The 11,426-nt window shown below is 76.4% G+C and carries 13 protein-coding genes; 3 read left to right on the top strand and 10 right to left on the bottom strand.

Features of this window, described 5'->3' with window-relative positions:
• Nucleotides 1–602, top strand: a 602-nt coding sequence (locus tag NH342_RS19035; protein WP_253017262.1) for an MFS transporter, incomplete at its 5' end; no start/stop codon positions are given.
• A 108-nt stretch (nt 603–710) separates the two neighbouring features.
• On the opposite strand, the gene NH342_RS19040 is transcribed toward NH342_RS19035, so the two are convergent.
• The 10 genes from NH342_RS19040 to NH342_RS19085 all read right to left on the bottom strand — a co-directional run bounded on the left by NH342_RS19040 (nt 711) and on the right by NH342_RS19085 (nt 9,620).
• The gene (locus NH342_RS19040) at nt 711–2,465 is read right to left on the bottom strand and encodes an ABC transporter permease subunit (protein ID WP_253017263.1); all 1,755 of its coding nucleotides are present in this window, start codon (nt 2,463–2,465) and stop codon (nt 711–713) included.
• Nucleotides 2,462–3,949, bottom strand: coding sequence for an ABC transporter substrate-binding protein (locus tag NH342_RS19045; protein WP_253017264.1), 1,488 nt, complete (start codon nt 3,947–3,949; stop codon nt 2,462–2,464). Before NH342_RS19045 ends, NH342_RS19040 begins: the two co-directional genes overlap by 4 nt.
• Nucleotides 3,946–5,214: an MFS transporter gene (locus tag NH342_RS19050; protein ID WP_253017265.1), complete on the bottom strand. Its 1,269-nt coding sequence runs from the start codon at nt 5,212–5,214 to the stop codon at nt 3,946–3,948. The genes NH342_RS19045 and NH342_RS19050 overlap by 4 nt, the downstream gene beginning before the upstream one ends.
• Nucleotides 5,211–5,969 carry an ABC transporter ATP-binding protein gene (locus tag NH342_RS19055; protein ID WP_253017266.1) on the bottom strand — a complete coding sequence of 253 codons (759 nt, stop codon included), beginning with the start codon at nt 5,967–5,969 and terminating at the stop codon, nt 5,211–5,213. Before NH342_RS19055 ends, NH342_RS19050 begins: the two co-directional genes overlap by 4 nt.
• Nucleotides 5,966–6,709: an ATP-binding cassette domain-containing protein gene (locus NH342_RS19060; protein WP_253017267.1), complete on the bottom strand. Its 744-nt coding sequence runs from the start codon at nt 6,707–6,709 to the stop codon at nt 5,966–5,968. The genes NH342_RS19055 and NH342_RS19060 overlap by 4 nt, the downstream gene beginning before the upstream one ends.
• 85 nt (nt 6,710–6,794) lie before the next feature.
• The gene (locus NH342_RS19065; protein WP_253017269.1) at nt 6,795–7,568 is read right to left on the bottom strand and encodes an RNA methyltransferase; all 774 of its coding nucleotides are present in this window, start codon (nt 7,566–7,568) and stop codon (nt 6,795–6,797) included.
• Between the two features lie 68 nt (nt 7,569–7,636).
• Nucleotides 7,637–8,026: a 50S ribosomal protein L20 gene (gene rplT / locus NH342_RS19070; protein ID WP_253017271.1), complete on the bottom strand. Its 390-nt coding sequence runs from the start codon at nt 8,024–8,026 to the stop codon at nt 7,637–7,639.
• 38 nt (nt 8,027–8,064) lie between these two features.
• On the bottom strand, nt 8,065–8,259 hold the full coding sequence (rpmI, locus tag NH342_RS19075; RefSeq protein ID WP_091064823.1) for a 50S ribosomal protein L35: 195 nt from the start codon (nt 8,257–8,259) through the stop codon (nt 8,065–8,067).
• Nucleotides 8,260–8,300: 41 nt separating this feature from the next.
• On the bottom strand, nt 8,301–8,936 hold the full coding sequence (gene infC / locus NH342_RS19080; RefSeq protein ID WP_308200704.1) for a translation initiation factor IF-3: 636 nt from the start codon (nt 8,934–8,936) through the stop codon (nt 8,301–8,303).
• A 198-nt stretch (nt 8,937–9,134) separates the two neighbouring features.
• Entirely contained in the window at nt 9,135–9,620 is a 486-nt protein-coding gene (locus tag NH342_RS19085; protein ID WP_253017273.1) for a PH domain-containing protein, read from the bottom strand.
• Nucleotides 9,621–9,652: 32 nt separating this feature from the next.
• Between NH342_RS19085 and NH342_RS19090 the strand changes: the two genes are divergently transcribed.
• Together NH342_RS19090 and NH342_RS19095 are read left to right on the top strand one after the other, a co-directional pair.
• Complete coding sequence (locus NH342_RS19090) at nt 9,653–10,708, top strand: MBL fold metallo-hydrolase (RefSeq protein ID WP_253017275.1); 1,056 nt, start codon at nt 9,653–9,655, stop codon at nt 10,706–10,708.
• On the top strand, nt 10,705–11,280 hold the full coding sequence (locus tag NH342_RS19095) for a uridine kinase (protein WP_253017277.1): 576 nt from the start codon (nt 10,705–10,707) through the stop codon (nt 11,278–11,280). Before NH342_RS19090 ends, NH342_RS19095 begins: the two co-directional genes overlap by 4 nt.
• Nucleotides 11,281–11,426: the final 146 nt, after the last annotated feature.

Raw genomic sequence — 11,426 nt, forward strand, 5'->3', positions numbered from 1 at the left:
ACGTCCCCGCGGTGGCCCCGCAGGCCGGCGGCCGGCGCGGGGTCCGGCGCCGGGCCGCCCCGGCCCTGGCCGTGCTGGGGGCGCTGGCCGCGGCCGGGGCGTTCGTGGAGGACTCCGCGGCGTCCTGGAGCGCCATCCGGTTGCGCGACGACCTGGGCGCGACCGTCGTCGTCGCCGGGCTGGGGTTCGTGGCGTTCCAGGTCGCGATGACGGCCGGCCGGCTCACCGGGGACCGGGTGGTCGACCGGTTCGGCCAGCGGGTGGTGGCCCGGGTCGGCGGGGCGGTGATCGCCGCGGGGTTCGCGCTGGCGCTGGGGTTCCCGTCGGTGCCCACCACGCTGCTCGGGTTCGTGCTGGCCGGCGTCGGCGTGGCCACCCTGGTGCCGGCGGTCTACGCCGCCGCCGACGCGCTGCCGGGTCTGTCGCCCGGGGTGGGGCTGACCGCGGTGAACCTGCTGCTGCGGCTCGGCTTCCTGGTCTCCCCGCCGCTGATCGGCCTGCTCGCCGACGCCGCCGGCCTGCGGGTGGGTCTGCTCACCGTGGTGGTGGCCGGCGTGGTGGTCGTCGTCCTCGGCCGCGCGCTGCGGGCACGGGTGGCCTGACCTGCCGCCCGTCGTGTCGGTCGACCCTCCTCACCGCCCCTCCCTCCGCGTCACGGCACGGCTCGGGGGGCGCCGGGGCGGGTCGAGCCGGACCAGCTCCGCTCAGGGTCAGCGCTCCGGGGCGGGGTCGGCCAGGGCGGCGACGACGCCGAGCAGCACCAGGCCGGCGACCGGGGCGGCGACCACCCACGGCGCCCGCTCCAGGTAGCCGGTGGTCTCGGCCAGCGCCCGGCCCCACTCCGGGGACTCGGCGCCCGCCCCCAGGCCGAGGAAGGACAGCCCGGCCAGCGCGAGCGAGGCGTGCGGCACCCGGACCAGCGCGTGCCGCACCACCGGCGGCCCGACGACGGGCAGCAGGTGCCGGCGCAGCACGTGCCACCGCCCCGCGCCGCCCGCGACGGCAGCGACGTGGAAGCCCGACGCCCGCGCCTCGGCAGCGAGCGTGCGGGTGTGCACCGCCAGCGGGATCCAGCCCACCAGCGACACCGCGACGCACGCGGCGAGCAGGCCCGGCCCGGCCACCGCGGCGACCACGATCCCGACCACGACGGCGGGCAGGGCGTTGAGCACGTCGGCCGGGCCGGAGCGCGCCCCGTGCCCGAGCAGGCCCACGGCCAGGCCGACCGCCAGCGCCACGGCGGCGAGGGCGACCGCCAGCCCCACCGAGACCAGGGCGCCGTGGCCGAACCGGGCCAGCACGTCGCGGCCCAGCGGGTCGGCCCCGAACGGCAGCGACCAGGACGGCGCCGCCAGCCGACGGCCGACGTCCTGGGCGGCGGGGTCGCGCAGCAGCCCGGCGAGCACGGCGACGGCCAGCACGGCGGTCACGGCGAGGGCGAGGCGGCGCGGGCGGCGTCCGGCGGTGGTGGTCTCGGGGGTGAACCCGGCGGTGGTCAGCGCGGGTCCGAGCAGCAGCCGGTGGACCAGCACACCGCCACCGCCGACCAGCAGGCCGATGCCCACCAGCAGCACTACGGCGGCCTGCACGACGGGCACGTCCTGGACCAGCGCAGCGCCCAGCGCGACACCGCCCAGCCCCGGGATGTCGAACACGGCCTCCACCACCGCGGCGGCGCCCAGCGTGCCGACCAGCAGCAGCAGGACCTGCGGGACGACGACGCTCACCGCCCGGCGGCCCAGCGCACCGGCGGTCGTGGTCCGCCGGATCCCCGCGGACCGCCAGGTGCGCACCCACGACTCCCCCGCCGTCACCGCCCCCGCGCCCGCCAGCAACCGGGCCAGGACCCCGGCCGCGGGGACGCCGAGGGCCAGGACGGGCAGCACGAGGTTGGCGGGCCCGGTGAACCCGCTCGTCGGCAGCAGGCCCCACCCGACCGCCACCACGGCCACCAGCAGCACCGCCAGGACGAACTCCGGCAGCGCCGAGAGTGCTCCGCCGACCGCGGCACCGGCGCCGCCCCCGCGCAGCCGGCCATCGGCTGCCCGCAGCAGGGCCGGGACGGTGAGCAGTCCGGCGAGCAGCAGCGCGACCACGCTGGCCGTGCCGGCGAGGGTCAGCGAGACGCCCAGGGCGGGCAGCACGCCGTCCGCGACCGGGGTGCGCGAGACCCACGACGTCCCCAGGTCACCGGTCAGCACCCGGCCGAGGAACCCCAGCGTGCCGGTGACCGGGTCGGCGGGCAGGTCCAGCTGGGTGCGCACCGCCTCCAGCGCGGCCGCGTCGGGGGCGCCCTCCACGTCACGGGCGCGCAGCACCGACCGCGCCGGGTCCGCCCCGGACAACCAGGGCAGCGCCCCCACCAGCAACGCCGTGCCCACCAGCGCGCCGACGACCCCGGCTGCCCCGCCGGCCGCCCGGGGCAGCCGCCGGAGCACGGCGGGGACGGTGAGCGCAGCCGTCACCGACCCGTGGTCGTGGCGACCGTGACGACCTGCCGCTCGAACGGGTCGTCGCCGACGCCCTGGACACCGGCGCCGACACCGGTGCGGCTCTGCTCGTGCAGCACCGGGACGACGGCCGCGGTGGAGAGCACCTGGGCCTCGATGTCGGCGGCGGCCTGCCGGCGTTCGCGGGGGTCGGTGAGCGCCGCGGCCGAGGCGACCGCGGCGTCGACGGCGGGGTCGCACAGCCGGGCCAGGTTGTAACCGCCGTCGCAGGTGTAGTCGGTGCTCAGGTAGCCGACCGGGTCACCGGTGTCCAGCAGGGTCAGCCGGCTGCCCAGGAAGGCGTCGAAGGCCCCGGCCAGCAGGTCGGGCTCGATGGTGGCGTAGGTCTGCACCACGACCTCGACGGTGAACCCGGCCGCGCGCAGCTGCTCGGCGATGGCCGCCGCGGCCTCGGGCAGCTCGGGGCGATCGTCGTAGGTGGCCAGCCGGATGCTCGCCCCGGCCGGGTCACCGGCCGTCGGCAGGGTGGGCTCGGTGCGCGCGGCGGCGCCGAGGGTGTCGTCGGTGAGCAGGCCGGGCGCGGCGTCGGCCTGGCCCTCGAAGACGCCCTCCACGACCGGCTCGGCATCGACCGCCGCGACGGCGGCCGCGCGCAGCGCCGGGTCGGCGAACACCCCGCCGGCCGTGTTGAGCTGCAGCGAGGTCAGCCGCGGCAGCGACGTCGTCACCACCCGCTGCTCGTCGGTGAGGGTGGGCAGCGCACCGATCGGCACCGCCTGGGCCACGTCGAGCTCCCCGGCGCGCAGGGACGACGTCCGCGCGTCGGCGTCGTCGACGAACCGGACGTCGACGCCGTCGGCGGCCGGGCTGCCGCCCCAGTAGTCGGCCGCCGCGGCGAGGGTGGCCGACTGCGTGCCCTCCACGGCGGTGATCTCGTAGGGCCCGGTCCCGTGCCCGACGGGGTCGGGTGCGCTGGGGTCTGCGTAGGCGTCCGGGGCGAGGATGACCAGCGACGGGGCGCCCATCCGCTGGACCAGCAGCGGGTCGGCCTGCGCGGCCTGCAGCTGGACGGTGTCGGCGTCGACGGCGGTGGCCACCAGGCCCACGTCGCCGAGCACACGAACCCCGGGGTCGGCGGCCGCCGCGGCGTTCAGCGACCCGGCGACGGCCTGCGCGTCCATCGGGCTGCCGTCGTGGAAGACGACGTCCGCGCGGAGCTCGAGCAGCGCCGTCCGGTCGTCGATGAACTCCCAGGACTCGGCCAGCTGCGGCTGCGCGGCACCGGAGTCGTCGAAGGTGACCAGGGTCTCGGCTGCGCCCATCCGGGTGAGCAGCAGCGCGTCGTCGGTGTACGGCGACAGGGCAGCGACCGGCGGGAAGTTGAGCGCGACCCGCAGGCGGTCGGTGCCGGGCCCGTCGTCGGGGTCGCCCCCTCCCCCGGCGAAGCACCCGCTGAGGAAGAGGGCGGGGACGGCGAGCAGGGCGGTGCGGCGGTTCACGGGACTCCTGTGGTCTGGAGGGCGGGGACGGTGCGGCGGGTGAGCACCCAGAGCCCGATCGCGGAGGCGGCGGGCAGGGCGGCGAGGACGAGCCAGGGGATGCTGGCGGCCGGTTGCGGCACGACGGCGAGGTCGAGCAGGGCACCCACTCCGGTGCTGCCGACCAGGACGGCGAGCCCGCCGGCGGAGGCGAGGACGCCGAAGTGGGCGCCCAGCCGCCGCTCCCCGGCCAGATGCGGGACCAGGTCCTGCGCGACGGGGACGGCGACCATCTGGCCGAGGTAGAGCAGCAGGGCGAACCCGACCGCGGGCGCCAGCGCCCAGACCCCGGACGGCGGGGCGGCCGGGGCGGCGACGGCGACCACCAGGAACGAGGCGCACATCAGGGCGAAACCCAGCGGGAGCGCCCGGGCGGGGCCCAGGCGGCGGGCCTGCACGGTGATCGGCAGCTGGAGGAGCAGCACGCTCACCGCGGCGGCGACGAACAGCCAGCCCAGCGCGCCCTGCGACCCCGTGGCCCGGTCGAGCTCCACCGGCAGCGCCAGGTAGAGCTGGTTGTAGGACAGCAGGTAGGTGCAGTAGCAGGCGGTGAAGGCCAGGAACCGCCGGTTGCGCAGCACCTGCCCCCACCCGGCCGTCACCGGCTCGACCTCGCCCACGCCGTTGCGCAGGTCGCGCGGCAGCAGGACCAGGTGCGCGACCAGGACGACGACGAACACCCCGGCGGCGACCAGGCAGGTGACACCGAACGGGACGCCGAGCAGCAGCGCACCCAGCACCGGGCCGGTGACCGAACCCAGCTTGGAGGCGATGGCGTCCAGGCCGAACACCTCGGCGCGGGTGGCCACCCCGGCCTCCTCGAGCCGGCGGCCCTGGTCGGCCAGCGCCGACTCCACCGCCGGGGAGAACAGCGCGGCGGCGAACCCGACGAGCACGACGCCCACCAGGACCCCGGCCAGGCTCTCCACCACGGCCAGCACGAGGAAACCGGCGATCCGGATGCCGCAGCCGACCACCACGACCGGCTTGACACCGAACCGGTCGGTCAGCCCGCCGCCGAGGAAGAACAGGCCCTGCTGGCTGAACGTGCGGATGCCCAGCACCAGCCCGATGACCCCGCCGGCCAGCGCGAGGTCCTGCGACAGGTGCACGGCCAGGAACGGCACGACCAGGTAGAAGCCGACGTTGAAGGCGAGCTGGCTGGCCAGCAACAGCCGCGGGACGGCCGGCAGCCGGCGGACCAGCACCCAGGGTGCCCAGCTCACGGCGCCACCGCCGCCAGCGTCGGGACCGCGTCCAGCAACCGGGCGGTCACCTCGGAGGCGGGGGCGGTGAACACCTGCCCGACCGGGCCCTGCTCGACCACCCGGCCGGCGTCGAGCACCAGCACCCGCTCGCACAGTCGCTGCACGACGCCGAGGTCGTGCGAGACCACCAGCAGCGCCAGTCCCTCGGCGGCGGACAGCCGGGCGAGCAGGTCGACGACCTGCAGCCGGACGACGCCGTCCAGGGCGCTGACCGGCTCGTCGGCGACCAGCACGTCGGGCCGGGGGGCCAGGGCCCGGGCGATCGCCAGCCGCTGCCGCTGTCCGCCGGAGAACTCGTGCGGCCACCGACGGGCGGCGTCGGGCTCCAGGCCCACGGCGACCATCAGCTCGCCGACCCGGGCCGAGTGGTCCCCGTGCACCTGCAGGCAGGCCAGCGGTTCGGCGACGGCCTCGCCCACCCGCATCCGGGGGTTGAACGATCGACCCGGGTCCTGGGGCACGGTCTGCACCCGGCGGCGGAACCAGCGCAGCGACCGGGGGCTGCCGGGTCGCACAGCGCGGCCGTCGAGGTCCACCGTGCCGGCGTCGGGGGTGTCCAGGGCCAGCAGCAGCCGGGCCAGCGTGGACTTGCCCGACCCGGACTCCCCGACCACGGCCAGCCGTTCGCCGGCCCGCAGCTGCAGGGAGACGTCGTCCAGCGCGGTGGTCCCGCGGTACCGGCGGACCAGGCCGTGGGCTGCCAAGAGCGTCACCGGGTCACCGCCAGGGCGCGGGCGGCGGCGGCGACGTCGGCCAGGCGGGGATCAGCGAGGACCTCGGCGGTCGGTCCGTCGGCGACCAGACGGCCGGCCTCGAGCACCAGCAGGCGGGAGCACAGCCGCGCGGCGACCGCGAGGTCGTGGGTGACCAGCAGGAGGGCGGCCTGCCCGGGGCCGGTCACCCGGTCCAGCAGGTCGAGCACCCCGGCCTGCACGGTGGGGTCCAGGGCCGAGGTGGGCTCATCGGCCACCAGCAACCGGGGTGCGCCGACCAGTGTCATGGCCAGTGCCACCCGCTGGCGCTGGCCGCCGGAGAGCTGGCTGGGAAAGCGCCGGGCGGTCCCGGGCAGGCCCACCTCACCGAGCAGGGCGTCGGCCCGACGGGCGGCCTCGGCACGGCCGACCCCGCGGGCGCGCAGCGGCAGGGCGACCTGGCGGCCGACCCGGCTCAGCGGGTCCAGGGCGGTGCCGGGGTCCTGCGCGACGAGCGCGGTGGCCCGCCCGCGCAACGGCCGCCAGGTGGCCGGGTCCGCCCCGACCACCTCGGTCCCCTCGACGAGCACGCTGCCGGTCACCGCCAGGCCGGGCGGGGTCAGCCCGAGGAGGGCGGCGACCAGCTGGGACTTGCCGGCCCCGGAGGACCCGACGACGCCGACCCGCTCACCGGGGGCGAGGTCGAAGGACAGGCCTTCCAGCAGCCGTCGGTCGGGCAGGGCGACGGACAGGTCGTGCACGCGCAGCACTCAGCAGCCTCTCGGACGGGGGTTGGCCCGACCCTAACTGCAAGCAGTTCGCATCAACGACTGCGCATGCGGTCACCTACTGGGATGCGTAGAGACAGATCCCGGCCGCGACCGCGAGGTTGAGCGACTCGGCCCGGCCGCGCATCGGCACCCGCACCCGGTGGTCGGCCAGCGCCGCCAGCGCGGGGTCGAGCCCGCGGGCCTCGTTGCCGAACAGCCACAGCACCGGCCCGGCCAGCAGCCCGGACTCCCCGGCCTGCGGCAGGGTGACCTCGCCGTCCCCGGCCGCGGCCAGCACGGTCACCCCGGCGGCCCGGACCTCGGCCAGCAACGGCGCCAACGGGGCGCTGCGCACCACGTCGAGGTGGAAGAGGCTGCCGGCGCTGGAGCGCACCGTCTTGCCCTGGAACGGGTCGGCCGACCCGGCGCCGAACACCACGGCCCCGGCCCCGCAGGCGTCGGCGGTGCGCAGCACGGTGCCGGCGTTGCCCGGGTCGTTCAGCTCGGCCAGCGCCACGGCCAGCTGCGGCGGCGTGGTGGCCAGGGTCGATGCCGGCACGTCGCGCAGCGGGCAGACCGCGACCAGGCCCTGGGGGCTGGCGGTCTCGCTCAGCCCGGCAGCGGCCTTCTCGGTGACCAGCCGGACGGGTGCCCCGGCGAGCAGGTCCGCGTGCGCGGCGGCGGCCGCCTCCGTGGCGAACAGCTCGGTGACCGCGTCCGCGGCCAGCGCCTCGGACACCGCCTGGCGTCCCTCGGCGAGGAAGAGCCCGGCGGCGTCGCGGCCGGCGCGGCGGGTGAGCTTGCGGGCGGCGGCCACCCGGCCGCTGCGCTCGGTCAGCAGCTCGGTCATGCATCCCTCCCGACGTGCGACGACGCCGCCACCCCGGGCTGGGGTGACGGCGTCGTCGGGGTACGAGCTCAGGCGGCGGCGACGCCGGTCTGGTTCGGCGCGGCGGCCACGGCGGCGCGGGCGGTCTCCACCAGCGCGGTGAACGCGGCCGGCTCGTTGACCGCCAGCTCGGCGAGGACCTTGCGGTCCAGCTCGATGCCGGCGAGCTTGAGGCCCTGCATGAACCGGTTGTAGGTCATGTCGTTCTGCCGGGCCGCGGCGTTGATCCGGGTGATCCACAGCTTGCGGAAGTCGCCCTTGCGGACCTTGCGGTCGCGGTAGGCGTAGGTCGCCGAGTGGAGCACCTGCTCCTTGGCCTTGCGGTACAGCCGGGACCGCTGGCCCCGGTAGCCGCTGGCGGCCTCCAGGGTCGTCCGGCGCTTCTTCTGGGCGTTGACCGCCCGCTTCACGCGTGCCACGTGAGAACTCCTCTAGTTGGTCAGGGGGTGGGTGCGGTCTACAGACCGAGCAGCTTCTTCATCCGCGGCGCGTCGGCCGGCGACAGCACCTCGGAACCCTTCACCCGGCGCTTGCGCGAGGAGGACTTCACCTCGAACTTGTGCTGGTTGTTCGTGTGCTCGCGGACGAGCTTCCCGGAGCCGGTCACGCGGATGCGCTTGGCCGTGCCCTTGTGGGTCTTGTTCTTCGGCATGTCCTCGGTCCTTCGTCGGTGTCTGGGTCGGGCCGGGCCGCTCAGGCCTGGTCGGCCTCGACCGGGTCCATCGGTGCCGGCTTCGGCGGGGCCTGGGGCGCCAGCGGGGGCGCGTCCTCGGCGGCCTTGGCCTTCTTGGCCTCCACGGTCTTGGCCTGCTGCGCCGCCTGGTTCCGGTGCGGCGCGATGACCATGACCATGTTGCGGCCGTCCTGCTTGGGGTTGGACTCCACGACGCCGAGCTCGGAGACGTCACCGGCCAGGCGCTGCAGCAGCCGGTAGCCCATCTCGGGGCGGGACTGCTCGCGACCGCGGAACATCACCGTGATCTTGACCTTGTCGCCACCCTTGAGGAAGCGGACGACGTGGCCCTTCTTGGTCTCGTAGTCGTGCGGGTCGATCTTCAACCGCAGGCGCATCTCCTTGATGACGGTCTGCGACTGGTTGCGACGGGCCTCGCGCTCCTTCTGCGCGGCCTCGTACTTGAACTTGCCGTAGTCCATCAGCTTGACGACGGGCGGCCGGGCCATGGGAGCGACCTCGACGAGGTCGAGCTCGGAGTCCTGGGCCAGGCGCAGTGCCTCGCCGATCGGGACGATGCCGACCTGCTCGCCCTCGGGTCCGACCAGGCGGACCTCGGGGACGCGGATGCGGTCGTTGATGCGGGGCTCGGTGATGGCCTCTCCTCTTCGTTCTGCGACGAGGAGTCAGCGTCCCGACCCGAAGAAGGGCCCTCGACCCGCGCGAGCGGGGAGGGCCGAGGGGCCGGCGGACCGGCCCCGCACTTCAGGTGACCTGGTCGCCCGGGGGGCGTCAGGTGGGAGCGGGCTCCTCTTGGACGACGACCCGGGGCGGGGTCGTCGTGGTGGTGCGCCTCATGTAGCGGGGTGAGACTCCGTCGAGACTACCCCGTCGGACCGGCTCGCGGCCAGCAGGGTGCGCAGACCCTCCACCGCCCGGACGGCGCGCTCGCCGTCGGCGGCCTGGACCGCCAGCACCGAGAGCTCGTCGTCGTCGACCAGCAGCAAGGAGGCCCAGGGCGAGTCCTCGTCGAAGCGGACCGCCCGGACCGCCGACCACGGCAGCGTGTGCGTGCCGACGATGTTGCGCACCCGCACGCCGGAGGCGTCGGCGTCCACCCGGGCGCGGGAGAGGTACACGGTGGCCGCGGCCATCGCGATGCCGAGGCCTGTGGTGGCCACCTGGTCGGAGGTGCGGAAGGCGATCACGCCGGTGGTGTGCGTCTTGAGCAGGATCGACACCACGAGCATCACCCCGAAGATGACCGCGGCCATGATCCCGCACATGATCCGCTGGCGGCGTGGGGTCGCGGACACCGTCGTGGACGTGGGGGTGCTCACGGGGCCAGTCTCCCACTGGCAGAGTCGCGGGGGTGACCAGCAGCGAGATCACCGGAACCGCCCAGCACGCAGCCTGGCAGGCCCGCGAGCTGCCGCCGGTCGAGGAGGTCCGGCCAGGGCTGTGGTCGGTGCCGGTGCCCATCCCGCACAACCCGCTCCGCTACGTCTCGGTCTACGCCTTCGCCCTCGACGGCGGCGGGCTCGGCCTGGTCGACTGCGGGTGGGAGCACGAGGCCGGCTGGAGCGCGCTGACCGACGGGCTGGCCGGCATCGGCGCCGAGGTGGCCGACGTCCGGGGGGTGCTGGTCACCCACCTGCACTACGACCACCTGGGCCTGGCCGCGCGGGTGCGGGAGGCCAGCGGCGCCTGGGTCGCGATGCACCCGGCCGACGGTGACGCGGTGGCCGCGTTCACCACCCAGGACGCCGCGACCGCGGTGGAGACCCAGGTGGCCTTCCTCGTCGGGCTGGGCGCCGACCGCGACACCGCCGCCAGCGACGTCGGCGACCCGGAGCGCTGGCACCGGTTCCACCAGATGGCCGTGCCCGACCGGCACCTGCTGCACGGCGAGGTCGCCGACTTCCCGGGCTGGTCGCTGCGGGCGGTGCACACCCCGGGCCACACCCCCGGGCACCTGTGCTTCGACGAGGAGCGCACCGGGGTCTTCCTGTCCGGGGACCACGTGCTGCCCCGGATCAGCCCGAACATCTCCACGAACGCGGGCGGGGCGGAGTCCCCGCTGCGCGACTACCTCGCCGCGCTGGCCGAGGTCGGCCGACGGCCGGAGCCGGCCGAGGTGCTCCCCGCGCACGAGTGGCGCTTCACCGGGCTGTCCGCCAGGACCGCGGAGCTGCGCGAGCACCACGAGCGGCGGCTGGCCGAGCTGCTCGACGCCGTCCGCGAGCACCCGGGGAGCACCCCGTGGGACCTGGCCGCGCACCTGACCTGGTCGCGGCCCTGGTCGTCCTACGAGCGGGGCATGCGGGTGTTCGCGGTGACCGAGACCGACGCGCACCTGCGGGTGCTGGCCGGCCGGGGCGCCGTCGTCGGCACGCCCGGGCCGGTGCCCAGCTACGCCGCGGCGTGAGGCTGGCCGACCTCGCCGGGCAGGTGCGGGACGCACCGGCCCGGCTGGGCGGCACCCGGCTGGTGCTCGTCGACGGCCCGGCCGGGTCGGGCAAGACCACCCTGGCCGGCCGGCTGGCGGCCGAGCTGGACGCCCCGGTGGTGCACCTCGACGACCTCTACGCCGGCTGGACGCTGGACGGCGTGGTGGACCGGCTGACCGGCTGGGTGCTGGACCCGGTCGCCGCCGGCCGGGACGCCGTCTTCGACGCCTACGACTGGCACGCGGGGGCGTTCCGGGTGCCGACGACGGTGCCGGCCGGCCCGGTGCTGGTCGTGGAGGGCTGCGGGGCCGGGGCGCACAGGGTGGCCGACCGGGCGTCGCTGCTGGTGTGGGTGCAGGCCCCGCCCGAGGTCTGCGCGCGGCGGTGGGCCGACCGGGGCGGTGCGGCGATGACGGCCTTCCAGCCGGGGTGGGCGCGGGCGGAGGCCGAGGTGTTCGCCCGCGAGGGCACCCGGGTCCGCGCCGACGTCCGCGTCGACGGCGCGCCCGCCCAGGACCCGGGACCGGACCGCGTCGCCGTCCTCCCCTGAGCTCAGGCGGCCAGGACCGAGGCGACCAGCTCGGCCCGCCGGGCGGCGGGGACCGGCCGGCCGCGGCCGGTGATCCGGTCCCAGACCACGCCGCCGAGGACGGCGGTGACCCACTGCTGGCGGGCGCCGGTGAGCGACTCGCCGCG

The sequence above is a fragment of the Klenkia sp. PcliD-1-E genome, from assembly GCF_024124375.1.
In the GTDB taxonomy this organism is placed as follows: Bacteria; Actinomycetota; Actinomycetes; order Mycobacteriales; family Geodermatophilaceae; genus Klenkia.